Origin of the sequence: Streptomyces inusitatus (genome assembly GCF_014651115.1) — a bacterium.
GTDB classification, from domain to species: Bacteria; Actinomycetota; Actinomycetes; order Streptomycetales; family Streptomycetaceae; genus Streptomyces; species Streptomyces amakusaensis.
Genome location: NZ_BMWG01000014.1, coordinates 15,115 through 37,825, shown reverse-complemented (window position 1 = coordinate 37,825; position 22,711 = coordinate 15,115). Strand labels below are relative to the sequence as shown.

The window sequence follows — 22,711 nt, the reverse complement described above, 5'->3', positions numbered from 1 at the left end:
GCCGCCCTGCCGGGCTCAGCCCTCGGCACGCCGGATACGACGGCCCCGGTGGTAGAGCGCCACACCGCCCAGCAGCAGAGCCGCGCCCGCCGGAACGGCGTAGCCGACTGGTCCCGCTCCGGTGGCCGCGAGCACCTTGGTCGGCCCGGACGCCGGTGACGGACCCGAGTTGATCGGAGTGACGGACGGCGGGTCCTGCGGCTTCGCCGGAGTCACGGGCTTCGCCGGGGTCACGGGCTTGGGCGGCGTGACCGGCTTCGGCGGGGTCACGGGCTTCGGCGGCGTCACGGGCGTGGGCGGGGTGACCGGCTTCGGCGGCGTCACGGGCGTGGGCAGCGGGGGCGGCTCGGAGATGTTCGCCGAGCTGTTCCCGAAGGCCGGGTTGAGCAGTCCGACCACATTGGCCGAGTTGCCGGTGGCATTGACCGGCACGTCGATCGGCAGCTGCACTCCATTGCCGGAGACGACTCCCGGGGAGCCCGCCGCGCCGCCCTGGGCGATCGCCCCACCACCGTTCGAGCTGCCGCCGTTCCCGCCGCCCTGTGAGATGTTTTCGCAGGTGTTCCCGAAGGCCGGGTTGAGCAGCGCGATGACGTTCACCGTGTTCCCGCACACATTGAGCGGGAGGTGCACCGGGACTTGAACCGCATTGCCCGCGATCACTCCGGGGGAACCGGCCGTGCCGCCGTTCGCGACCGAGTCGGCATGTGCCTGACCCGCCATCGCGAGCGCGCCACCCGTGAGCATCACGGCGGCCAGTCCCCTTCGGTGAAGTTGCCTCATGGGTTTCCTGCTTTCCGGAGATCTGCGCGAGCTACCCGCCCGCACTCCGGACAACGAGTTCCACCACCCCTTCGGCCCACGCCGATGCCCTCTTTCACCCCATCGAGTGCTTGATGCCTCCAACGCACCTGGCACACCCGTACGCGCGTTCACCGTCGCCCCACCCGCCCGGGAGTCCGGCGGTCCCCGGAAGGCGAGAGGCGAATGGCCGGATCCAGTCGTTGAAACCCGTCTCGACGGCCATGTCCTCGACGGTTCCGTGCGGCACGGTCACCGCCACAGCGGTTTCCGGCCGAGACGGACGGTCATCCGCCGATGAGGGCGGTGAGCGCCCCGACCGGGTCGGCGTCCGGTGTGCCGCGGGGCCACCAGTCCTCGCGTCCGGCGTCCGACTCGTACCCGTACCAGAGTCCGTCACGGCCGAAGCGGAGCTGGAGCGAGCGGGTGGAGAGATGGTTGCGCCAGGGGCGGAAGTCGGGGAAGTCGGCGGCCGTCAGGGCAGGTCGCGCCCGGTCGAAGGGGCCCGCCGGCGGATCCCAGGACTCCTCCAGTACGTCGAGGGCGGCCATGCCTCCCTGCCGCCAGGCGGCGACGGCGCGGGCCAGATCGGTGGGGGTGCGGCCCGTCGCCCCGGCGAGATCGCGATAGAGGGCGCGGGTCGAGGCGGTGAGCCCGGAGCCGGGGTGGGCGGCCGCCAGGCGCACGGCGTCCTGCCAGACGGTGAGTTCCGCGACGGGGTCGGCGCCGGTGGCGAGGAGTGCGTGGGCGCGGGCTGCCGCCTCGGTGGCGAGGAGATCCAGCGCGAGCGGATCCGGCGCGGCCGCCGCGTGGGGGTAGGCGGGCGGCCGGCCCGGGTGGGCGGGGGCCGGGAACGGGGGCGGCAGAACAGGGAGCCGGCGAGGGGCGAGTGCCTCGTGGGCCGGAATCGTGGGCAGCGGTGCGGTGGCGGTCCGCTCGGCCGCCGACCGGGTGGCGTTGCGGTGGGCGAGGTCGGCCAGGATCTCGCGCTCGCCCCTGCCACGCATCAGGAAGAGGACGAACGGATCCTCGTCCAGCAGCCGCGCGGTCTGGTAGCAGAGCGCGGCGGCGTGCTTGCAGGGGTAGCCGTCGTCGGGGCAGGAGCAGTCGGGGATCAGGTCCCCGGCCTCCGGCAGCAGCCGCGCCGTGTCCACGAGGGCGTGGGGCACATCCTTGTCGAGCAGGGCGGCGATGTGGTCGGGGCGGGCCGCGGCGGCGTCGAGGAAGTCGTCCCAGTCCTCGTCGGAAAGCGTGCGGAGACGGATCTCCGTACGGTACGGGCGCGGTCTGGTGCCGTGGACGTACGCCGTGACCCGGCCGGGGGTGACGGTGATCGCGTCCACCTGGCCGCGTCCCGCGTAGGCCCTGCCGCGGGCGAGTCTCGCGGGGTCGAGGGCGGTCTCCTCCAGCGCCTCCACCCACGCGTTTCCCCACCAGCTGGACGCGGCCCCGGAGCGCGGGAGGGGCTCCAGGGCGGGGAAGGTGCGACGGCGGTCATCGGTACGGGCGGACGGGGAGCCGGTGCGGCGGCCGCGCCGGGAGGCATCGCGGCGCGGGCGCGGCGGAGCGCCCGCAGACTCGGATCCGGGGTCCCTGGGTGTCATGAGGGCCTCCGCAGGGAGACGAGATCGGCCAGCTCACGGTCGGTCAGCTCGGTGAGCGCGGCCTCCCCCGAGCCGAGGACGGCATCGGCCAGGGCCCGTTTGGCGGCGAGCATCTCGGCGATCCGGTCCTCCACGGTGCCCTCGGCGATCAGCCGGTGCACCTGGACGGGCTGGGTCTGGCCGATGCGGTAGGCACGGTCCGTCGCCTGTTCCTCGACCGCGGGATTCCACCAGCGGTCGTAGTGGACGACATGGCCCGCCCGGGTCAGGTTCAGTCCGGTGCCCGCCGCCTTGAGGGACAGGATGAAGACCGGCGCACCGCCGGACTGGAACCGGTCCACCATGCGTTCGCGCTCCGCGACCGGGGTGCCTCCGTGGAGAAGCTGGGACGGGATCGCCCGGGAGGTGAGGTGGGCCGACAGGAGCCGGGCCATGGAGACGTACTGAGTGAAGATCAGGACCGAGCCCTCCTCGGCGAGGATGGTCTCCAGCAGCTCGTCGAGGAGGGCGAGCTTGCCCGAGCGCCCGGCGAGCCGGAGGCCCGTGCCGCCGCCCGCCGGCCGGCCGTACTCCTTCAGGAACTGCGCGGGGTGGTTGCAGATCTGCTTGAGGTCGGTCAGGAGTTTCATCACCAGTCCCCGGCGCGCGATGCCCTCCGCGCCTCCGATGGCGGCCATCATCTCCCGTACGACCGCCTCGTACAGCGATGTCTGCTCGCGGGTGAGGGCGACCGGGTGGTCGGACTCGGTCTTGGGCGGCAGCTCGGGGACGATGCCGGGGTCGGACTTCTTGCGCCGCAGCAGAAAGGGCCGGACCAGCCGGGACAGCCGCTCGACCGCCTCCTCGTCCTCGCCCAGCTCCACCACCCGGGCGTGCCGGGCGCGGAACGCCTTGAGCGGGCCCAGCAGCCCCGGGGTCGTCCAGTCGAGCAGGGCCCAGAGTTCGGAGAGGTTGTTCTCCACGGGGGTGCCGGTGAGCGCGACCCTGGCCGGCGCGGGGATGGTGCGCAGGGCCTTGGCGGTGGCGGAGAACGGATTCTTGACGTGCTGTGCCTCGTCGGCGACGACCATGCCCCAGCTCTGTCCGGCGAGGCGCTCCGCGCTGGTGCGCATCGTGCCGTAGGTGGTGAGCACGAAGCCGCCGTCGGCGGCTCCCGGCAGTGTCCGGTCCAGGCCGTGGAAGCGGTGGACCGGGACGGACGGCGCGAAGCGGTTGATCTCGCGCTGCCAGTTGCCGAGGAGGGAGGCGGGACAGACGACGAGCGTCGGGGCCGGGCGGTTCCGGTGGAGGTGGAGCGCGATCACGGTGACCGTCTTGCCGAGGCCCATGTCGTCGGCGAGGCAGCCGCCGAGGCCCAGCGAGGTCATCAGGTCCAGCCAGGCCAGCCCGCGCAGCTGGTAGTCGCGCAGAGTGGCGGTGAGGCCCTCGGGGGCAGGGACGGGGGCAGCTCCCGCGACGAGCCGGTCGCGCAGGAGGGCCAGGGCTCCGGTGGGGACGGCGTCCACCGTCTCGCCGTCGACCTCGGCGGTGCCGGAGAGCGCCACCGCGAGCGCGTCCACCGGCTGGAGCAGGCCCAGCTCCCGCTTGCGCGCCTTGCGCACGAGATCGGGGTCGATCACCACCCACTGGTCGCGCAGCCGCACGATCGGGCGGTGGGACTCGGCCAGCGCGTCCATCTCGCCCTCGGTCAGCGGATCTCCGTCGAGCGCGAGACGCCAGTTGAACTTGAGGAGTTCCCCGCTGTCGAAGAAGGGGGTGCCGTCGGTGGCCGAGCCGGGTGCGGGCTGGTGGACGACCGCGGTGGCCGAGAGCGAGCGCGCCAGCTCCCTGGGCCAGTGGACGACGACTCCGGCGGCGGCCAGCCGGGCGGCTCCGGGGCCCAGCAGCTCGTACAGCTCGTCCTCGGTCAGGGGCAGCACATCGGGCACATCGCGCTCCAGCAGCCCGGCGAGCGGCGGCCAGACCCGGGCGGCGCGGCGCAGCGCGAGCACCGCGTCGATGCGGGCGCGCGGGCCGAAGCTCTCGTCACCCTCCCCGGACCACAGTCGGGCGGCGTCGACGACGAGCGTCGGATCGGCGAGGCTATGCACCTGGACGACGGCGGCGCCGGCGGCGCGCACGGCGGTCCTGTCCGCGCCCTCGGCCTCCTCCCCCGCCGTGGAGGCGTCGAAGAGCTGGAAGGCCGAGAGGTCCAGGCGCAGGGAGACGCGCACCCCGGCGTCCATGCCCGCCGCCGCCTCGGCGGCCCATTCCCGCGCCCCGGGCAGCCGCTGGGGCGCGCTCGCCGCGAAGGGCCGGCCCGCCGCCAGGGCCGCGGCGGGGGTGCGGGGCAGGGTGTCGGCCACCGCGTCGAAGAAGGCCCGTACCAGCGTCTCCGGGTCGGGCAGAAGCACTGTCGCCCGCTCCCGCTCCTGGCCCGGCTCCGGCTCCACGGGCGTGGCGTACGCCTCGTACGGCATGGCGGCGGCGATCGCCCGCAGCTGGGCGATGTCGTCGGCGTCCAGCGGGCCCGCGCGCCAGGCGTCGTGGTCGGTCGCGGTCAGTCCGGGCAGGAGTCTGCCGCGCGCCACGAGATGGACGGCGTGCAGCGCCGCCGCGCCCCAGCAGGCCGTGGCGGGATGCGCGGCCGGGTGGTGCCGGGCGCGCATCAGCAGCGGCAGGGCCTCGGCGACGGGGAGAAGCAGGGCCGGGACGGTGTGGCCGGTGATGTCCCCGGCGGGGTCGGCGCCCGGGATGCTCCCCGAAGGCGCACCGCGGACGACGGTGATCTCGCCGGTGGCGTCGTCCGACGGCTCACCGTCCGGGTCCCAGAAGGCGATCCGGCCCTCACGCGGCAGCGCCGCGGGCAGGAAGACAGCCGCACGAGTGTGCGGTGTACGCGATGTCTCCGCTGTCATCCGGGGGCCTCCCATCCGTCGTTCGTCTGCCGGTCACTGGAGCGGTACGACTCTACGGGTGGGGTCTGACAATGCCGCCGCTCGGCGGTGTTCTGCCTGGTCGGGGGCTGTCTCGTCGAGGGCTGCCCGGCGGGCCGCCGGGGCGCGGGCCCGGCGGGTGCTCTATGCCGCCGGGGGAGGTCGCCGATCGTTTCGCGGTCGTCCCGGCTCCGCCGTCCGGCCGCCGGAGGCGGGTGCGAGGCCGGGGACCGGTCGTCCCCGCTCCTCCGGCTCGGAAGCATCCAGGGCGCGATTCGGCTCGTCCGTTTCGGAGGCCTCCAAGGCCGGGTCCGGAGCTGGATCCGGGTCCGGCTCCGGGTCCGGTGTGTCGGGGACGTCGAGCCGCTGGAGCGGTTCGTCCGGCGGCCGCGGAGGCCGCGCGGGCTGCTGAGCGCGTTCCAGGAAGCGGAGCAGCTCCACCGGGAAGGGCAGTACCAGTGTGGAGTTCTTCTCCGCGGCGACCGCCACCACGGTCTGGAGCAGCCGCAGTTGGAGCGCCGCCGGCTCCTGTGACATCACCCCGGCCGCCTGGGCCAGTTTCTTCGACGCCTGAAGCTCCGCGTCCGCGTTGATCACCCGGGCCCTGCGCTCCCGGTCGGCCTCGGCCTGCCGTGCCATCGACCGCTTCATGGCCTCGGGCAGCGAGACATCCTTGATCTCCACCCGGTCGATCTGCACTCCCCAGCCGATCGCCGGGCTGTCGATCATCAGCTCCAGCCCTTGATTGAGCTTCTCGCGGTTGGAGAGCAGATCGTCCAGGTCACTCTTGCCGATGATCGAGCGCAGCGATGTCTGCGCCATCTGCGAGACCGCGAAACGGTAGTCCTCGACCTGAATGATCGCGTCCGCCGCCTCGACCACCCGGAAGTAGACCACCGCGTCGACGCGGACCGTGACATTGTCCCGGGTGATGCCTTCCTGGGCGGGCACCGGCATCGTCACTATCTGCATATTGACCTTGCGGAGCCGGTCCACGGCGGGAAGGATCATGGTGAATCCGGGGCCTCGGATTCCGCCGTGGAGCCTTCCCAGTCGGAACACCACGCCCCGCTCGTACTGTTTGATCACCCGGGCCGCCGTCGCCGCGTACACCAGGGCGCAGCACGCCAGCGCGACAGCCACGATCACCAGCGATTCGAGCATCAGGGCACCCCCTTCAGTCGAGCTGGACACCCAATACCACGGTATGCCCGGTATGGCGGATGAGGCCAGAGTCCGACCGGCAGGGGCGGGAGCGGGCCCGGTCGTCCCGGGGCCGCCGCTCGGGGCGACCGGCTCTATGCCATCGGCCGCGCCCTCACCCATGTGGGATCGCTGGTGTGGATGAGGAACGACGCGAGCGTCACCACGTCGAACTCCTCCCCCAGTGCGAGCCGCTCGATCGGGGCGGCCACCGTGCGCCGCGCACCGCGGACTCTCTCCAGCATCTCCGGCGACTCGTCCACCGCGGTGACGGCGAACCCTCGCTCCACCAGCGGATGGGTCACCCGGCCCGCCCCGCTGCCCAGTTCGAGTATGGTCGCTCCGGCCGGAACGGCCGCCGTGATGATGTCCGGCTCCGGGCCCACGCCCAGCCGGTCGTACAACTCGACCGCGCAGCCGTCAGGGGTGATGATCCCGGGCCCGGTACCACGGTGCCCTTCGCGCATCGGTCCGCTCATGTCCCGTTGAACGAGCGGCGCGGGGCCGCCGTTCCCGAAGGAGCGGTACGGGTGCGGACCGTCCCCGGCGAGGCCCGGTTCCGGCCACCGTCGCATCCTGGAAGGGAGGAGGAGACGCGCATGCGCACAGGAAGTGAGCCGGTGACCGCACGCAGTGCTCTGCGGATGCGGTTCTGGCTGAGCGTATGGGGGCTGATCTGGAGCACGGCCGGGACGGTGGGCTTCGCTCTCGCGGGCTATCCGGGCTGGGCCGCGGTGTGCGGTGCGGTGCTGCTGATCGTGATCGTGGATCTGGTGATCGTCATTCGGCACATCCGGCAGGGCCCTCACTATCAGCCCGGCCGGGACATCCCTCCGTACGAGCCGGTCCACGAGGGCCGGCCGCGCCGCCGCACGCCGCCGCGCCACCCCGGGCCGCGGTCCGGTGACTAGGGTCAGCACGGAGCCCGGATCGGAGCACGTCGAGGGTCAGGCCTCCGGGTCGAAGCGGGCGGCCCGCAGATACTCCGGTTTGGGGTCGAGCGCGGCCGCCAGGCGGAAGTGACGCCGCGCCTGCTCGGGGCGGCCGGCCCGCTCGAAGGTGCGGGCGAGTGCGAAGTGCGCGAAGGCGTTGTCCGGTTCACGCTCCAGGACCAGTTCGAATTCCAGCTCCGCGGGGCGGAGCTGGGCCGCCGCGAAGAAGGCGCGGGCGCGCAACAGCCGGGCCGCCGTGTTCTCCGGATGGGCCGCGATGACCGAGTCCAGCAGCTTCACGGCACCACGCGGATCCTTCGCGGCGAGCAGCCGCTCGGCCGCGCGGAAGTCGATGACGTGTGTCTCCGGGTTGCTCTTGGGCACGGCTCGATCCTTCCCCTCGCTGCACGGTTCCAACACAGGTACGGGCAGGGGTATTCCACTCGGTCGCGGCCCGGGGTCGCCGGACGCCGCGGGGCGGGGCGGTCCTCCGGGGGCGATTCAGCCCCCGGAGATCGCCAGCGCGGCCCCGATCAGGGTGAGCAGCAGCCCCGCGATCACGAACCCCCGGTCGACGGCGGCCCGGTGGTGGCCGTCGACCACCACGTCCCGGGGGTCTTCGGGGTCGTACGAGAGCCGGACGCTGCCGCCCTCGGGCAGGGGCACCGGGGAGACGATCTCCACGACGCGGCCGTCCGCGGTCTCGTACTGGAGCAGACCCCGCCCGGCCCCGGGCGGCGCGGGTTTGACCAGGGCGATGGCGAGGCAGCCGGCGCTCACGATACGGCGGGTCTGCCTGCGGGCGTACGCGCCGACGAGCACGGCGACCAGCCCGGCCAGCGCGGTGAAGGCGGCGAAGACGATCTGCACCGCATCGATGCTAGTGCCGCGGTGCCCGGACGGGCGGTGGCTTGACGGATGCCTGACACAGACGGCCGCCCGGCGCGGTGCGCCGGGGCGGGCCGGAGGCAGGGGCGGTCATCCCGCCGCCCGCCGCCTCAGCTCCGCCCATACGGCACGGACCTGGGGTTCGAGACTCTCCAGCGGACCGTCGTTGTCGATGATCAGATCGGCGATGGCGCGGCGCTGCTCCCTGGTGGCTTGCGCGGCCATCCGGGCCCTGGCATCGGACTCCGTCATTCCGCGCCGTCCGACCAGCCGCTCCAGCTGGGTCCCGGGGGCGGCGTCCACGACGACGACCAGGTCGTACCGTTTCGCGAGGTCGTTCTCCGTCAGCAGCGGGACGTCATGGACGACGACCGAGCCCGGCCCCGCCGACCGCTCCAGCTCCTGGGAGCGCGCCCCGACCAATGGGTGCACGATCGCGTTGAGTTCGGCGAGCCGCGCCGGGTCCGAGAAGACGATGGCCCCCAGCTTGGGCCGGTCCAGCGAGCCGTCGGGAGCCAGGATGCCCGGCCCGAAGCGTGCCACGACGGCCGTGAGCCCTGGCGTGCCGGGCTCGACGACCTCGCGGGCGATCCTGTCGGCGTCGATCAGGACCGCTCCGTACGACTGGAGCAGCCGGGACACTTCGCTCTTGCCGGCGCCGATTCCACCGGTCAGGCCTACGGACAGCATGAGCGGCAGCTTAGCCTCAGGCTCCGGTGCGAAGGGGGCGGGTCCCGAGGTCAGGAATCGCCTTCGCGCTCGGCGAGGAATCGCTCGAACTCCAGGCCGATCTCATCGGCGGACGGCAGATCCACCGGCTCCGCGACCAGACTGCCCCGGGTCTCGGCCCCCGCCATCGCGTCGTACTGGTGCTCAAGCCCCTGGACCAGTCCGACGAGCTCCTCGTCGCCCTCGCCGATCTGGCGCTCGATCTCATTCTGGGTGCGGTGCGCCTCGGTACGCAGCGAGTGCGCGACGCTGGGCAGAACGAGACCGGTCGCGGCCGTGACCGCCTCCAGCGCGGTCAGCGCCGCGTCCGGGTAGGAGGAACGCGCCACGTAGTGGGGCACATGGGCGGCCACTCCGAGGACGTCGTGGCCGCCCTCCATCAGACGGAACTCGACCAGCGATTCGGCGCTGCCCGGCACCTGTGCCTCGTCGAAGGGGCTGCGGTGCCCCGGCATGAGGTCGGTGCGGTTGCCGTGCGGGGTGATGCCGACCGGGCGGGTGTGCGGCACGCCCATGGGGATGCCGTGGAAGTTCACCGACAGGCGGACGCCGAGACGCTCCACGATCTCGGCGACGGCCGCCGCGAAACGCTCCCACTCGACGTCGGGCTCGGGGCCCGACAGCAGCAGGAAGGGGGCTCCGGTGGCGTCCTGGACGACACGGACCTCGATGCCCGGGGTCTCGTACGACGCCCAGCGGTCACGTCTGAAGGTCAGCAGTGGGCGGCGGGCGCGGTAGTCGACCAGTCTGTCGTGGTCGAACCGGGCCACTACCTGATGCGGCAGCGTGTCGAGCAGACTGCTGACGATCTGCTCGCCGGTCTCGCCCGCGTCGATGTATCCGTCGAAGTGGTACAGCATGACCAGGCCTGCCGACTCCTGCGCGAGCGCCATGTCGACGACTGCGAGGCCCTTCGGCTCCCATTCGTACAATCCCTGCGGATCAAGCACGATTACCGCTCCTCCTCGTGTTCACAGGCGACAACACGCGGTGACACAGGGGCATTCCCCTCTCCCGTACGAGCTTCGGGGCCACACGCTCGCGGGCGGGGACAGCGGTAAAAAAAGTAAGGCCCGCTCCCCAGGGGGAGCGGGCCTTACTTCTCAGCTATCCGTCAACCGGTGCAGAGCGTCAGCTCTGGCCGCCGGCCAGCTTCTCGCGGAGGGCGGCAAGCGCCTCGTCCGACGCCAGGGCGCCGGAGTTGTCGTCCGACTCCGAGGAGTACGAACCGCCGGTGGGCGCGGCGGCCGGAGCGGCGGTGCCACCCTCGGCAGCAGCGGCCTCGTCGGCCTCGCGGGACTTGATGACCTGAGCCTGGTGCTGCTCGAAGCGCGTCTGCGCCTCGGCGTACTGGGTCTCCCAGGCCTCGCGCTGGGTCTCGAAGCCGGAGAGCCAGTCGTTGGTCTCCGGGTCGAAGCCCTCGGGGTAGATGTAGTTGCCCTGGTCGTCGTAGGACGCGGCCATGCCGTACAGGGTCGGGTCGAACTCGACCGAGGCCGGGTCGGCACCGAAGGACTCGTTGGCCTGCTTCAGCGAGAGGCTGATGCGACGACGCTCAAGGTCGATGTCGATGACCTTGACGAAGATCTCGTCGTTGACCTGGACGACCTGCTCCGGGATCTCCACGTGGCGCTCGGCCAGCTCGGAGATGTGGACCAGACCCTCGATGCCCTCGTCCACACGGACGAACGCGCCGAACGGAACCAGCTTGGTGACCTTGCCGGGAACGACCTGGCCGATCTGGTGCGTACGGGCGAACTGCTGCCACGGGTCTTCCTGGGTCGCCTTCAGCGACAGGGAGACACGCTCGCGGTCCATGTCGACGTCGAGGACCTCGACGGTGACTTCCTGACCGACCTCGACAACCTCGGACGGGTGGTCGATGTGCTTCCAGGACAGCTCGGAGACGTGAACGAGTCCGTCGACGCCACCCAGGTCCACGAAGGCACCGAAGTTGACGATCGAGGACACGACGCCCGAACGGACCTGGCCCTTCTGGAGGGTGGTGAGGAACGTCTGGCGGACCTCGGACTGGGTCTGCTCCAGCCAGGCACGGCGGGACAGGACCACGTTGTTGCGGTTCTTGTCCAGCTCGATGATCTTGGCCTCGAGCTCCTTGCCCACGTAGGGCTGGAGGTCGCGGACACGACGCATCTCGACCAGGGAGGCGGGCAGGAAGCCGCGCAGGCCGATGTCGAGGATGAGGCCGCCCTTGACGACCTCGATGACGGTACCGGTGACGATGCCGTCTTCTTCCTTGATCTTCTCGATGGTGCCCCAGGCACGCTCGTACTGGGCGCGCTTCTTCGAGAGGATCAGGCGGCCTTCCTTGTCCTCCTTCTGAAGAACAAGGGCCTCGATCTCGTCGCCGACCTTGACGACCTCGTTCGGGTCGACGTCGTGCTTGATCGAGAGCTCGCGGCTCGGGATGACACCTTCGGTCTTGTAACCGATGTCGAGCAGGACCTCGTCCCGGTCGACCTTCACGATGACGCCGTCGACGATGTCGCCGTCGTTGAAGTACTTGATCGTCTCGTCGATCGCGGCGAGGAAGGCTTCCTCGTTACCGATGTCGTTGACCGCTACCTGCGGAGTGGCGGTGGTCTCGGTGCTGCTCGTCATGTGGGAAAGGGCTCCGGTACGGACATTGAAGTCGTAGGTACTGCTACGCCGAGAGCCCGTATCGCAGCTGTACAAGCCGGACAGTCGCGGAGACACCGGCCAGACATCGCTTCCGAGGATCCGGAAACACACCGCCTGGAGGCACCTCGTGAACCGAGGGGACATACATACAGTTGCAAGCGCGACCTGCTCTGTCTGAGGCGCGCAGGCCCGCAGCGCAACTTGTAGCATACGGGGGCAGCCGGAGACGGTCAATGCGCGAAGGCGCACACCCGGGGCAGAACGTCGCATACCCGGCACAATTCGTGTTTGCGGAGGCCACTACGGCTGTCCCTGCCCGGGCTGAACGCAAACTACAACGACGGTGAAGATGAGCCAATACATCGAGGAAGCCGGACCCGAGGCCACCCGCCGTGAGGCGGACGAGACGGAGAGCAGCCGGGCGAGCCGCGGCTGGTGGGACCGGAACGCCGATGAGTACCAGAGCGAGCACGGCGCGTTCCTGGGCGACGAGCGATTCGTCTGGGGGCCGGAGGGGCTGGACGAGGCGGACGCGGAGCTGCTGGGCCCGAGGGAGTCCCTCAAGGGGCTGGACGTGCTGGAGATCGGGGCGGGCGCGGCCCAGTGCTCGCGCTGGCTCGCCGAGCAGGGCGCGCGGCCGGTCGCGCTCGACCTCTCGCACCGCCAGCTCCAGCACGCGCTGCGGATCGGCGACGGCCTGCCGCTGGTGGAGGCCGACGCCACGGCGCTGCCGTTCCGGGACGGATCCTTCGACCTCGCCTGCTCCGCCTATGGGGCGGTGCCCTTCGTGGCGGATCCGGTGACGGTGTTCACCGAGGTCCACCGGGTGCTGCGGCCGGGCGGACGCTGGGTCTTCTCGGTGACCCACCCCGTCCGCTGGGCATTCCCCGACGAGCCGGGGCCCGAGGGGCTGAGCGTGTCCGGCTCCTACTTCGACCGCACTCCTTATGTGGAGCAGGACGAGCGGGGGCGCGCCGTGTACGTGGAGCACCACCGGACCGTCGGGGACCGGGTGCGGGACGTGGTGGCCGGCGGTTTCCGGCTGGTGGACCTGGTCGAGCCGGAGTGGCCCGCCTGGAACAGCCAGGAGTGGGGCGGCTGGTCCCCGCTGCGGGGGAATCTGATCCCGGGGACCGCGATCTTCGTGTGTGTACGTGACTGAGGTGACGGCGGTGCGGGTCGGGTGACGGGACTCCTCCCGTGCGGTCATATGAACCGATGGGCATATCGGTGCTGTGGATGACCGGCCGCGGGCCGTGCCGGGCCGTACGACACTGAGTGCATGATCCAGACCGAAGCGCTCGACCGTCTCCCGGTGCGCGACTCCGTGCCCGGCCTGCTCGCCGCCCTGGACGAGCGCGGTACGGCGGTGCTGTACGCGCCACCGGGCACCGGCAAGACGACACTCGTCCCGCTGGCCCTGGCCGGCCTGGTCGGTGCGGGACCCCGGCGGCGGGTGCTGGTCGCCGAGCCGCGCAGGATGGCGGTCCGGGCGGCCGCCCGCCGGATGGCCTGGCTGCTGGGCCAGGAGACCGGTGGGGCGGTCGGTTACACGGTGCGCGGCGAGCGGCGGGTGGGGCCCGCGACACGGGTGGAGGTGGTCACCACCGGGGTGCTCCTCCAGCGGCTTCAGCGCGATCCCGAGCTGGCCGGCGTGGATGTGGTGCTGCTGGACGAGTGCCATGAGCGCCATCTCGACGCCGACACGGCGATGGCCTTCCTGGTGGATGTGCGGGCCACCCTGCGGCCGGAGCTGAAACTGATAGCCGCCTCGGCGACGAGCGACGCCGAGGCGTGGGCGGATCTGCTGACGGTGCTGGAGGGATCGGGGCCCGCGCCCGTGATCCGGGGCGCGGGCGAGGGGCACGGCTCACAGTTCTTCTTCGCCCCGCCGCCCGGGGGGATCCGCCCCGCCCATGGGACCTGGGTGGACCCGGCGCTGCTGCGGCATGTCGCGGCGACGGTACGGCTGGCGCTCGACCGGCACGAGGGCGATGTCCTGTGCTTTCTGCCGGGCACGGGGGAGATCGCGCGAACGGCGGGACTGCTGGCCGGCGTGGAGGCGGAGGTGCTCCAGCTGCACGGGCGGGCTCCGGCGGCGGTGCAGGACTCGGTGTTGAGGGGCGGCTCCGGGCGGCGGCGGGTGGTGCTGGCCACCTCGGTGGCGGAGTCCAGTCTGACGGTGCCCGGGGTGCGTGTGGTGGTCGATTCGGGACTGGCGCGTGAGCCGCGCACGGACCATGCGCGGGGGCTCGGCTCACTGGCGACCGTGCCGGTCTCGGCGGCGGGGGCGACCCAGCGGCTGGGGCGGGCCGGCCGGGAGGCGTTCGGCACGGTGTACCGCTGCTGGGCGGCGGCCGATGACACGCGCCGCCCGCGTTTCCCCTCGCCCGAGATCAAGATCGCCGATCTCTCCGCGTTCGCCCTGCGGGTCGCCTGCTGGGGGGATCCGTCGGCGGCGGGGCTGGCGCTGCTGGACGCGCCGCCCGCCGGGGCGATGGCCGCCGCGCGTTCGGTGCTGGCCTCGATCGGCGCGGTGGACCGGGACGGCCGGGCCACGGAGCGGGGGGTACGGATGTCCCGCCTCGGGCTCCATCCCCGGCTGGCCCGGGCCCTGATCGACGGCGCCCCCGAGGTCGGCGTCCGCGCCGCCGCCGAGACGGTCGCCCTGCTCAGCGAGGAGCCCCCGAGGGAGTACGGCGACGATCTCGCGGGGGCCTGGCGCACGGCCCGGCGGGGCGGGGACGCCTACGCGGCCCGGTGGCGCACGGAGGCTCGGCGGCTGGCGTCCTCTCTTCCCTCGGCCGCGGACGGGCGGACGGACGGCCCGGAAGGAACGGCGGACGGGGGTACCGCCCCGGGGCGGGAGGCTCGGGAAGGACGGGGTCGGGGTTCCGGCGATGACGCCGTGACCGGCCTGATCACCGCGCTGGCTTTTCCGGAGCGGGTGGCCAGGGCCCGGGGGGAGGGCGCCTTCCTCATGGTGTCCGGGACCGGGGCCGAGGTGGGGGCCGGATCGGGGCTCCGGGGCGCGCCCTGGCTGGCGGTCGCCGTGGCGGACCGGCCGGTGACGGCCGCCTCCGCGCGGGTCCGGCTGGCGGCCGTGATCGGCGAGGAGACCGCGCGCACGGCCGCCGCGCATCTGCTCGAATCGGGTGAGGAGGTCCATTGGGAGGGCGGGGATGTCGTCGCCCGGGAGGTGCGGCGGCTGGGGGCCGTCGAGCTGTCGGCGCGGGCGCTGCGGAATCCGGACCCGGCGCTGGTGCGGGAGGCGCTCCTCGAAGGGCTGCGGAGCGCCGGGCCGGAGCTGCTGCACTGGACGCGTGAGGGCCGGGGGCTCCGGGAGCGGCTCGCCTTCCTCCATCGGGTGGTGGGCCCGCCCTGGCCCGATGTGAGCGACGCGGCGCTGCTGGAGCGGACGGACGACTGGCTCGAACCGGAGCTGTCGCGCGCCGGGCGGCGGGCCGATCTGGCCAGGATCCCGGCGGGGCAGGCGTTGCAGCGGCTGCTGCCGTGGGCGAGCGGTGCGGCGGCGCGGCTGGACGAGCTGGCTCCGGAGCGGATCGCCGTGCCGAGCGGCTCACGGATACGGGTGGAGTACGGCGGGGAGCAGCCGGTGCTGGCGGTGAAGCTCCAGGAGCTGTTCGGGCTGCGGGAGACGCCTCGGGTGGCGGGCGTGCCGGTGGTGGTGCATCTGCTGTCGCCGGCCGGGCGGCCGGCGGCGGTGACCGCCGATCTGGCCTCGTTCTGGAGGGATGGATATCGGTCGGTCCGGGCGGAGTTGCGGGGCAGATATCCGCGTCATCCCTGGCCGGAGGACCCGTCGTCGGCGGAGGCGACCAAATACACCAAGGCCCGCCAGGAGGGGGCCCGGGGTGGTGGGCGGGCCGCCGGGGCGGGCCAGGGGTGACGGTCGGCACGTCTGGGTGAGGAGTACGGGGAAGGGCGGGGCGGGGTGCGTTCAGAGGGGTGCGGGGGCGGTTTCGGCGCCCGCGGCGAGGGTGCGGGGGCGGGCGCGGGCCTCCAGGAGGAGGGAGAGTGCCAGCAGGCCGCCGCCCAGGGCGAGGAAGGTTCGGGGCAGCCAGGAGGTGAGCAGCAGGATCAGCGGGCGCTGGGACTTCACCAGCTCGACGGTGTGGTCCACATAGTCGGGGCGCATCTTCACATGCCCCGCGAAGGCGGTGACCCTGTCCCGGCCGCCGAGGAGGGTGCCGCCGCGCAGCTCTTCCCGGTGGATCTCCTCGCCGTTGACCGGGGCTCCGGTGGCGGGGTCGACCCAGAACATCCGCCGGGTGGTGTACCAGCGGGTGGTGCCGGTCGTCTTCTCCAGGGTGCTCGCGTCGATCCCGGGGATGGGCATCTTCTTCGGAAACGGGACCTTGGTCCAGGGGATCGTCTGTTCAAAGTAGTAGACGTCGAGGCCTCGGAAGGCGCGGACGCCCCGGTAGTGGATGGGGGCGGCGGTGCGGGTCTGGGCGTCGAAGTAGGAGTAGTCCCGTCTCTCGGTGAGGAAGGGCCATTTGAACTGGATGCCGTCGCGCCGGACCGGGGTGCCGTCGACCGTTTCCCCGGGGGCGTGGACGGGGGCCTGGCTGTGGGCGTCGAAGATGTAGCGCTCGGGGATCTGGGAGACCATGGCGCCGTCGGGGCCCTGGACGTGGGAGAGCGAGTCCCAGACGACGACATCGCGGCCGGTGCCGCGTTCGATCTTCTCGGACTCCTCGACGTTGCCCTTGAGGGTCTGGACGATGGTGAGCCTTTCGACCCGCTCGGCGCGCAGGGTGGAGTAGTCGAGGAGGGTCGCGGGCTTCGCCTCCATCACGACCTCCTGGTACTGGCCCGGCGGAACCTTCGCCAGCCGGGGGAAGGCGTACCAGCGCAGCAGGGGAGAGAGAGCGGCGAAGAAGACGGCGAGGGCGAGGAGTACGAGACTCGCGCGGCGGCGCACGGTCCGGCCCTCCTACTTCTTGGGGCCGGGGACGGTGGTCAGCAGCGGCTCGGGGGAGGTCTCGCCCGCTGGTGTGCCGACGGCGGTGACGATGAGGACGAGGGCTGTGGCGGCGGCCAGCCCGATGGCGGCGGCGGTGAGGGCGCGCATGCTCGGCCTCCCGGGGGTGGGACCCATCTGGATCTGACAGGGCGTCAGGGGGTGGGCACCGTAGCAACCGGACGGCGAGATGAGAACAGGGAGCGCCGTTCCCCCACCCGGGAGGGCGGGGGAACGGCGCGGCTAAAGAGGGGGTGGGGATCAGCCGGCGGGCGTCTGCTGCGGGGTGGCGGACTGCTCGTCCGGCTCGGTGACCGTGAGTTCGACGGGCACGGGCTTTCCGCCGAAGGGGGTGATGCTGAGCAGATAGGTGCCGGGCTGTTCGTCCGCGAAGAGCTTCGGGAGGGTGACGACCCCGTCGGCGTCGGTGATGAGGTCGGAGATCACGCGGACCGGCTTGCCGTCGGCCCCCTTGAAGTAGGGGCCCTTGTCGTTGACCGCCGCGCCGTCGGCGCTCTTGAGCAGTGTGGCGGTGACCCCGACGCCGGAGGCGACGGCTCCCTTGTAGGTGGCCCTGAACTCCAGGATCTCCGCGAAGTCGGTGCCTGCGACGGCGACGGCCGTCAGGGGCTTGTCGTCGGTCCGGGTGAGCTTGTCGGCCGCGCGGGGGGTGACCTTGGCGCCGAAGTCGACGGCGGGCAGCTTGCGGTCGGCGACGGTGGCGCGGACGACGAATGCCCCGACCTTGTCGCCCGCGGTGAGCACGGGAGCGGTGACCTCGCCGTTCGCGCCGGTGGTGAGGACCACGGCCTTCCGGCCGCCCTGGAAGCGGGTGTCGGTGCCGCCGAGGATCTCGAAGCGCACCTTCTGGCGCTCGACGCCCTTGCCCTGGGAGTTCTCCACCCGGACGGTGACCTTCTCGGTGAAGTCGAGTCCGGCCATGGCCGTCAGTTCGCCGGTGCCCGCGTTCTCGATGCGGGCGACGGGCGACAGCTCCGGCGGGGTCGTGGGCGGAGTGGTCGGCGGCTTCGTCGGCGGCTTCGTGGGGGGCTTGGTCGGCGGCTTGGTGGTGGGCGGGGTGGGCTTGTCCGAACCGCCGCCGGGCCGGTCCGGCCGGGGCTTCTCCTCGGGGCGCGGGAAGTCCGGACTGGGGGACGGGAAGGGCGATTCGGTCTTCGGGGAGTCCGAGCCGGACCCGGAGCCGGCGTTGGAGCCCGAGTCGGGGGCGGCGGAGTCGGGGAGCGAGCCCTTGCCGTCCGGGACCTCGTGGGTGCCGTTCTTGTAGTACTCGAACCAGGAGAGGACCGTGCGGAGATACTCCCGCGACTGGTTGTACCCGAGGATCGCCCGGTCGAGATCGTCCGCCTGCCTCAGGTCGCGGTCGCCCGCGCAGAGGTAGCGGCCGGCGGCGAGGGCCGCGTCATAGATGTTGTTGGGGTCCTTGCGCCCGTCCCCGTTGGCGTCCTGGCCCCAGGTCGCCCAGGTGGTGGGGATGAACTGCATCGGACCGACCGCGCGGTCGTAGGTGGTGTCGCCGTCGTACTCGCCGTCGTCGGTGTCCGAGATGTTGGCGAAGCCGACGCCGTTCAGAGCGGGTCCGACGATCGGGGAGAAGGTGGTGCCGTTGCCGTCGACCTTTCCGCCGCGCGCCTGCCCGGACTCCACCTTGCCTATCGCCGCGAGCAGCTGCCAGGGCACATGGCAGCCCGGGTCCGAGGCCGAGATGGTCTTCTCGGCCTTCTTGTAGGCCGCGAGGACCGTGGCGGGTATGCCGGACTCCGAGGGGCCGCCGGCCGGGAGGTTGATGGACGCCCCGGGTTTGTCGGGGGTCTTCAGCGGCGGCAGGTCCGTGTAATAGGGGGAGTCGCCGGTGACGGAGGTGTCGGTCGAGAGCTGGGTGTCGGCCGCGCCCTGACCCGGGCTGTCCTCGCCGCCGCTGCCGAGCGGGGTGGAGGTGATCCCGGGCGCCTGTGACGCGGAGAGTGCCGCGACGGCGACCGCGGCCACGGCGGTGGTGGTCGCTCCCTTGCGCAGACGTCGCCCGAATTGCGCTGCCATACGTCTTTCCCCTCCCCGAAAGCGGCTGCCCGCGCTCCCCAGTGCGATAACGGCTATATCCAGGTGACCCTACGGCAACTATCGGCCCCGGAACACCTCGCCCTGACCGTTTTTCACCAGTTCGCCACCGTGCGGAGGCCAGAGTTCCGGATCAAGCCGATCGCCCATACTGGGCGAGACCGATCACCGATAGATCCATATCTGGCACAGGACCGGTCATTGACCGGCCGTCAGCCGATCAACACGGGTCACAGGGGGCCTTGAGGTATGCCGTTCACATTGAGCCATGTCGTCGCCGTCCTGCCGGGCGTCCGAAGGGACGGGACCGGTCGCGGACCGCTCGTCGCCTCGGCCCTGGTGCTGGGCTCGCTCTCCCCCGACATGACGTACTTCGCGGCCACCGCCGTGCCGGGGGCCATGGAGTTCGGCCTGTTCACCCATGCGCCGCTCGGAGTGCTCACCGTCGACGTGGCCATCACCGCCGCGCTGGCGGCGCTGTGGCTGATGATGCGGGACCCCCTGGTGGCGCTGCTGCCCGGAGGGCTGCGGGGGCCCGTGCACTCCTGGCTGCGGGGGCGGCCCGGGGCCCAGAGCCTGCGATACGCCTTCTGCTTCTATGTCTCGGCGGCGCTCGGCGCGGCCAGTCATGTCTTCTGGGACTCCTTCACCCACCACGACCGATGGGGCACCCGGCTGATACCGGTGCTCAATGAGACGGTGGCCGGGTTCGGGGTCCACAAGTTCGCGCAGTACGGATCCTCCGCGCTCTCCCTCGCGGTGATCGGATGGTTCACGCTGACGGCGCTGCGGAGGCAGCCCCCGTCCGTCCCGCCGCCGTCCGTGCCCGTCCTCGACGCCCGGGACCGCAGGCGGGCGGGCGCCCTGATCGGCGCGTGCGCGCTGATCGGCCTCGTCGACCGGTGTGTGCGGGCCGCCGACGGGATGGAATCGCTCCTCGACCTCATTCCCACCGCCTGCTTCGGGGCCGGGGCGGGACTCGCGGTCGGACTGGTGCTGTACGGCGGGGCCATGAGGCTGCGCGCACGGGCTCCCGAGCGCGTCTGACGCCGACGGCCCGCCGTGCCCCGGTGGAGACCGGGGCGCGGCGGGCCGGACGCACGGCGAAACGGCGGTCGGTCAGTGCGCGGCGGACTCCCAGTCGGTCCCGACGCCCACCGACACATCGAGGGGCGCGCTCAGCGAGGCCGCCGAGGACATCTCCCGGCGCACGATCGCCTCGACGTCCTCGCGCTCGCCCGGGGAGATCTCCAGCACGATTTCGTCATGGACCTGGAGCAGCAGCCGGGAGGAGAGCTTCGCCTCGCGCAGCGCCCCGTCCACCTTCAGCATCGCGATCTTGACGATGTCGGCGGCGGTGCCCTGGATCGGCGCGTTGAGCGCCATGCGCTCGGCGGCCTCGCGGCGCTGGCGGTTGTCGCTGTTGAGATCCGGGAGATAGCGGCGGCGGCCGAGCATCGTCGCCGTGTACCCGGTGGCCCGGGCCTCGTCCACGGCGCGGTGCAGATAGTCGCGGACCCCGCCGAACCGCTCGAAGTAGGTGTCCATCAGGGCACGGGCCTCGCCGGCCTCGATGTTCAGCTGCTGGGAGAGGCCGAACGCCGACAGGCCGTACGCCAGGCCGTAGGACATCGCCTTGATCTTGCGGCGCATCTCCGCGTCGACCGCGGAGGTCTCCACGCCGAAGACCTGGGACGCCACGGTGTTGTGCAGATCCTCGCCCGAGGTGAACGCCTCGATCAGGCCCTCGTCCTGGGAGAGATGGGCCATCACCCGCAGCTCGATCTGGCTGTAGTCGGCCGTCATCAGCGACTCGAAGCCCTCGCCGACGACGAAGCCCCGGCGGATGGCACGGCCCTCGTCGGTGCGGACCGGCACGTTCTGGAGGTTGGGGTCGGTCGAGGAGAGACGGCCGGTGGCGGCGACCGTCTGGCTGAAGGTGGTGTGGATCCGGCCGTCGGCGGCGACCGTCTTGATCAGGCCCTCGACCGTGGAGCGCAGCCGGGCCTGCTCACGGTGGCGCAGCATGATGACCGGCAGCTCGTGCTCGGTCTGGGTGGCGAGCCAGGCGAGCGCGTCGGCGTCGGTGGTGTAGCCGGTCTTGGTCTTCTTCGTCTTGGGGAGGTTCAGCTCGCCGAAGAAGACTTCCTGGAGCTGCTTGGGCGAGCCCAGGTTGAACTCGTGGCCGACGGCGGCGTGGGCCTCCTTGACGGCCTGCTGCACCGCTCCGGCGAAGAGCTGCTCCATCGCCTCCAGATGCGGGCGGTCGGCGGCGATGCCGTGGCGCTCCATCCGGGCCAGCAGCAGGGAGGTGGGCAGCTCGATCTCATGGAGCAGCTCGACCGCGCCGACCTCGGTCAGCCTCTCGCCGAAGGCGTCGCCGAGGTCGAGCACGGCGCGGGCCTGGGCCATCAGGGCGTCGGCCTCGGCGTGCTCGTCGACGCCGAAGGCCAGCTGACCGTCGGCGGCGGCCGGGGCCAGCTCGCGGTGGAGGTACTCGATGGAGAGGGTGTCGAGCGCGAAGGAGCGGCGGCCGGGCTTGACGAGATAGGCGGCGAGCGCGGTGTCCATCGTGATGCCGTCGATGTGCCAGCCGTGCTCGGGGAAGACCCGCAGCGCGTCCTTGGCGTTGTGCATGACCTTCGGCCGGGCCGGGTCGGCGAGCCAGGCGGCGAAGGCCCGGTCGTCGGTCTCGTCGAGCCGGGTGGTGTCGAACCAGGCGGCGCTTCCGTCGGCGGCGGCGAGGGCGACCTCGGCGACCTGGCCCACGCCCAGGGCCCAGGTGGCGACCGTGGCGACGCCGAGGGGCTGCCCGGCGTGCCGCTCCAGCCAGGGGGCCAGCTCACCGGTGGCGAGCGCGGCGCCGTCCAGCTGGACTCCGGCGTCGGGCGCGGGGGCCTCCTCCTCCCGCGCCCCGGGGTCGACCGCGAGCAGCCGGTCCCTGAGGTTGGGGTTGCGGATCTCCAGGACCTCCAGGAAGCCCCGGAGCGCGCCGCGGTCGTAGGGCGCGCGCTCCAGCTCGGCGACGGAGCGGGGCAGCTCGACGTCGCGCACCAGCTCGGTCAGATGGCGGTTGAGCTTGACCGCCTCCAGATGGTCGCGGAGCGACTGTCCGACCTTGCCCTTGACCTCGTCGGCGCGCTCGACCAGCTCGGCGAAGGAGCCGAACTGGTTGATCCACTTGGTGGCCGTCTTCTCGCCGACGCCCGGGATGCCCGGGAGGTTGTCGGACGGGTCGCCGCGCAGGGCAGCGAAGTCGGGGTACTGCTGGGGGGTGAGTCCGTACTTCTCCTGGACCTTCTCCGGGGTGAACCGGGTCAGCTCGGAGACGCCCTTGGTGGGGTAGAGCACGGTGACGTGATCGCTGACGAGCTGGAAGGAGTCCCGGTCGCCGGTGACGATCAGCACGTCAAAGCCCGCGGCCTCGGCCTGGGTGGCGAGGGTGGCGATGATGTCGTCGGCCTCGAAGCCGTCGACCGCGAAGCGCTCGGCGTTCATCGTGTCGAGCAGCTCGCCGATCAGCTCGACCTGGCCCTTGAACTCGTCGGGGGTCGCCGATCGGTTCGCCTTGTACTCGGGGAAGTCCTTGGAGCGCCAGGTCTTGCGGGACACGTCGAAGGCCACCGCGAAATGCGTGGGGGCCTCGTCGCGCAGCGTGTTCGCCAGCATCGACGCGAAGCCGTAGATGGCGTTGGTCGTCTGACCGCTCGCGGTCGAGAAATTCTCCGCGGGCAGCGCGAAGAACGCCCGGTACGCCAGGGAGTGCCCGTCCATGAGGAGCAGGCGCGGACGGTTTTCGTCTGGGGTTCGCTTCGATGCTGTCTCAGCCACGGGGACGATCCTGCCACGGACCACTGACATCGCCGTTCACTCGCGCCGGGACGGGAGCGTTGTCAGAGGGGCGTGGCAGTATCCGTGAGTGGGTGGCGGAGG

General features: G+C 72.0%; 17 protein-coding genes and 1 pseudogene. 4 read left to right on the top strand and 14 right to left on the bottom strand.

What is annotated here, in order from left to right; all coding sequences use genetic code 11:
* Positions 1 to 15: 15 nt before the first annotated feature.
* The 5 genes and pseudogenes from IE247_RS34895 to IE247_RS20770 form a co-directional block, all read right to left on the bottom strand.
* Entirely contained in the window at positions 16 to 783 is a 768-nt protein-coding gene (locus tag IE247_RS34895; RefSeq protein WP_190124715.1) for a chaplin, read from the bottom strand.
* 305 nt (positions 784 to 1,088) lie between these two features.
* The gene (locus tag IE247_RS20785; protein ID WP_190124714.1) at positions 1,089 to 2,405 is read right to left on the bottom strand and encodes an SWIM zinc finger family protein; all 1,317 of its coding nucleotides are present in this window, start codon (positions 2,403 to 2,405) and stop codon (positions 1,089 to 1,091) included.
* On the bottom strand, positions 2,402 to 5,302 hold the full coding sequence (locus tag IE247_RS20780; RefSeq protein ID WP_190124713.1) for an SCO1167/SCO6262 family helicase: 2,901 nt from the start codon (positions 5,300 to 5,302) through the stop codon (positions 2,402 to 2,404). Before IE247_RS20780 ends, IE247_RS20785 begins: the two co-directional genes overlap by 4 nt.
* Before the next feature lie 162 nt (positions 5,303 to 5,464).
* Complete coding sequence (locus IE247_RS20775) at positions 5,465 to 6,484, bottom strand: slipin family protein (protein ID WP_190124845.1); 1,020 nt, start codon at positions 6,482 to 6,484, stop codon at positions 5,465 to 5,467.
* Between the two features lie 164 nt (positions 6,485 to 6,648).
* Positions 6,649 to 7,002: pseudogene (locus tag IE247_RS20770) on the bottom strand (class I SAM-dependent methyltransferase); the annotation flags it as partial.
* Positions 7,003 to 7,122: 120 nt separating this feature from the next.
* On the opposite strand from IE247_RS20770, the gene IE247_RS20765 reads away from it, so the two are divergent.
* Positions 7,123 to 7,434: a DUF6343 family protein gene (locus tag IE247_RS20765; RefSeq protein WP_190124712.1), complete on the top strand. Its 312-nt coding sequence runs from the start codon at positions 7,123 to 7,125 to the stop codon at positions 7,432 to 7,434.
* A 36-nt stretch (positions 7,435 to 7,470) separates the two neighbouring features.
* On the opposite strand, the gene IE247_RS20760 is transcribed toward IE247_RS20765, so the two are convergent.
* The 5 genes from IE247_RS20760 to rpsA all read right to left on the bottom strand — a co-directional run bounded on the left by IE247_RS20760 (position 7,471) and on the right by rpsA (position 11,694).
* Positions 7,471 to 7,839 (bottom strand): tetratricopeptide repeat protein, encoded by a 369-nt coding sequence (locus IE247_RS20760; protein ID WP_190124711.1) that lies wholly within the window; start codon positions 7,837 to 7,839, stop codon positions 7,471 to 7,473.
* Between the two features lie 117 nt (positions 7,840 to 7,956).
* Positions 7,957 to 8,325: a DUF3592 domain-containing protein gene (locus IE247_RS20755; RefSeq protein WP_190124710.1), complete on the bottom strand. Its 369-nt coding sequence runs from the start codon at positions 8,323 to 8,325 to the stop codon at positions 7,957 to 7,959.
* 108 nt (positions 8,326 to 8,433) lie between these two features.
* Positions 8,434 to 9,033, bottom strand: coding sequence for a dephospho-CoA kinase (gene coaE / locus IE247_RS20750; protein ID WP_190124709.1), 600 nt, complete (start codon positions 9,031 to 9,033; stop codon positions 8,434 to 8,436).
* A 50-nt stretch (positions 9,034 to 9,083) separates the two neighbouring features.
* On the bottom strand, positions 9,084 to 10,022 hold the full coding sequence (locus IE247_RS20745) for a PAC2 family protein (protein ID WP_190124708.1): 939 nt from the start codon (positions 10,020 to 10,022) through the stop codon (positions 9,084 to 9,086).
* Positions 10,023 to 10,203: 181 nt separating this feature from the next.
* The gene (gene rpsA, locus IE247_RS20740; protein WP_190124707.1) at positions 10,204 to 11,694 is read right to left on the bottom strand and encodes a 30S ribosomal protein S1; all 1,491 of its coding nucleotides are present in this window, start codon (positions 11,692 to 11,694) and stop codon (positions 10,204 to 10,206) included.
* Between the two features lie 370 nt (positions 11,695 to 12,064).
* On the opposite strand from rpsA, the gene IE247_RS20735 reads away from it, so the two are divergent.
* Together IE247_RS20735 and hrpB are read left to right on the top strand one after the other, a co-directional pair.
* The gene (locus tag IE247_RS20735) at positions 12,065 to 12,877 is read left to right on the top strand and encodes a class I SAM-dependent methyltransferase (RefSeq protein WP_190124843.1); all 813 of its coding nucleotides are present in this window, start codon (positions 12,065 to 12,067) and stop codon (positions 12,875 to 12,877) included.
* Positions 12,878 to 12,997: 120 nt separating this feature from the next.
* Positions 12,998 to 15,625 carry an ATP-dependent helicase HrpB gene (hrpB, locus tag IE247_RS20730; RefSeq protein ID WP_190124706.1) on the top strand — a complete coding sequence of 876 codons (2,628 nt, stop codon included), beginning with the start codon at positions 12,998 to 13,000 and terminating at the stop codon, positions 15,623 to 15,625.
* Positions 15,626 to 15,676: 51 nt separating this feature from the next.
* On the opposite strand, the gene pgfA is transcribed toward hrpB, so the two are convergent.
* From pgfA to IE247_RS20715, 3 genes are all read right to left on the bottom strand, one after another.
* Positions 15,677 to 16,663 carry a cell envelope lipid trafficking protein PgfA gene (gene pgfA, locus IE247_RS20725; protein ID WP_190124705.1) on the bottom strand — a complete coding sequence of 329 codons (987 nt, stop codon included), beginning with the start codon at positions 16,661 to 16,663 and terminating at the stop codon, positions 15,677 to 15,679.
* Between the two features lie 12 nt (positions 16,664 to 16,675).
* Positions 16,676 to 16,813, bottom strand: a complete 138-nt coding sequence (locus IE247_RS20720; protein WP_190124704.1) for an SPW_0924 family protein — start codon at positions 16,811 to 16,813, stop codon at positions 16,676 to 16,678.
* A gap of 150 nt (positions 16,814 to 16,963) precedes the next feature.
* Positions 16,964 to 18,760 carry a lytic transglycosylase domain-containing protein gene (locus IE247_RS20715; RefSeq protein WP_190124703.1) on the bottom strand — a complete coding sequence of 599 codons (1,797 nt, stop codon included), beginning with the start codon at positions 18,758 to 18,760 and terminating at the stop codon, positions 16,964 to 16,966.
* A gap of 267 nt (positions 18,761 to 19,027) precedes the next feature.
* On the opposite strand from IE247_RS20715, the gene IE247_RS20710 reads away from it, so the two are divergent.
* Positions 19,028 to 19,825, top strand: a complete 798-nt coding sequence (locus tag IE247_RS20710) for a DUF4184 family protein (RefSeq protein ID WP_190124702.1) — start codon at positions 19,028 to 19,030, stop codon at positions 19,823 to 19,825.
* 72 nt (positions 19,826 to 19,897) lie between these two features.
* Here the strand turns inward: IE247_RS20710 and polA are convergent, their stop codons facing one another.
* Positions 19,898 to 22,552, bottom strand: a complete 2,655-nt coding sequence (gene polA, locus IE247_RS20705) for a DNA polymerase I (RefSeq protein WP_190124701.1) — start codon at positions 22,550 to 22,552, stop codon at positions 19,898 to 19,900.
* Between the last annotated feature and the right edge of the window lie 159 nt (positions 22,553 to 22,711).

What these genes read in the sequence shown, in the direction of transcription:
- IE247_RS20765 (WP_190124712.1), top strand. Translation starts at nt 7,123, where the DNA reads ATGCGCACAGGAAGTGAGCCGGTGACCGCACGCAGTGCTCTGCGGATG.
- IE247_RS20710 (WP_190124702.1), top strand. Translation starts at nt 19,028, where the DNA reads ATGCCGTTCACATTGAGCCATGTCGTCGCCGTCCTGCCGGGCGTCCGA.
- IE247_RS20785 (WP_190124714.1), bottom strand. Translation starts at nt 2,405, where the DNA reads ATGACACCCAGGGACCCCGGATCCGAGTCTGCGGGCGCTCCGCCGCGC.
- IE247_RS20775 (WP_190124845.1), bottom strand. Translation starts at nt 6,484, where the DNA reads ATGCTCGAATCGCTGGTGATCGTGGCTGTCGCGCTGGCGTGCTGCGCC.
- coaE (WP_190124709.1), bottom strand. Translation starts at nt 9,033, where the DNA reads ATGCTGTCCGTAGGCCTGACCGGTGGAATCGGCGCCGGCAAGAGCGAA.
- hrpB (WP_190124706.1), top strand. Translation starts at nt 12,998, where the DNA reads ATGATCCAGACCGAAGCGCTCGACCGTCTCCCGGTGCGCGACTCCGTG.
- rpsA (WP_190124707.1), bottom strand. Translation starts at nt 11,694, where the DNA reads ATGACGAGCAGCACCGAGACCACCGCCACTCCGCAGGTAGCGGTCAAC.
- IE247_RS20715 (WP_190124703.1), bottom strand. Translation starts at nt 18,760, where the DNA reads ATGGCAGCGCAATTCGGGCGACGTCTGCGCAAGGGAGCGACCACCACC.
- IE247_RS34895 (WP_190124715.1), bottom strand. Translation starts at nt 783, where the DNA reads ATGAGGCAACTTCACCGAAGGGGACTGGCCGCCGTGATGCTCACGGGT.
- polA (WP_190124701.1), bottom strand. Translation starts at nt 22,552, where the DNA reads ATGGACGGGCACTCCCTGGCGTACCGGGCGTTCTTCGCGCTGCCCGCG.
- IE247_RS20780 (WP_190124713.1), bottom strand. Translation starts at nt 5,302, where the DNA reads ATGACAGCGGAGACATCGCGTACACCGCACACTCGTGCGGCTGTCTTC.
- IE247_RS20720 (WP_190124704.1), bottom strand. Translation starts at nt 16,813, where the DNA reads ATGCGCGCCCTCACCGCCGCCGCCATCGGGCTGGCCGCCGCCACAGCC.
- IE247_RS20735 (WP_190124843.1), top strand. Translation starts at nt 12,065, where the DNA reads ATGAGCCAATACATCGAGGAAGCCGGACCCGAGGCCACCCGCCGTGAG.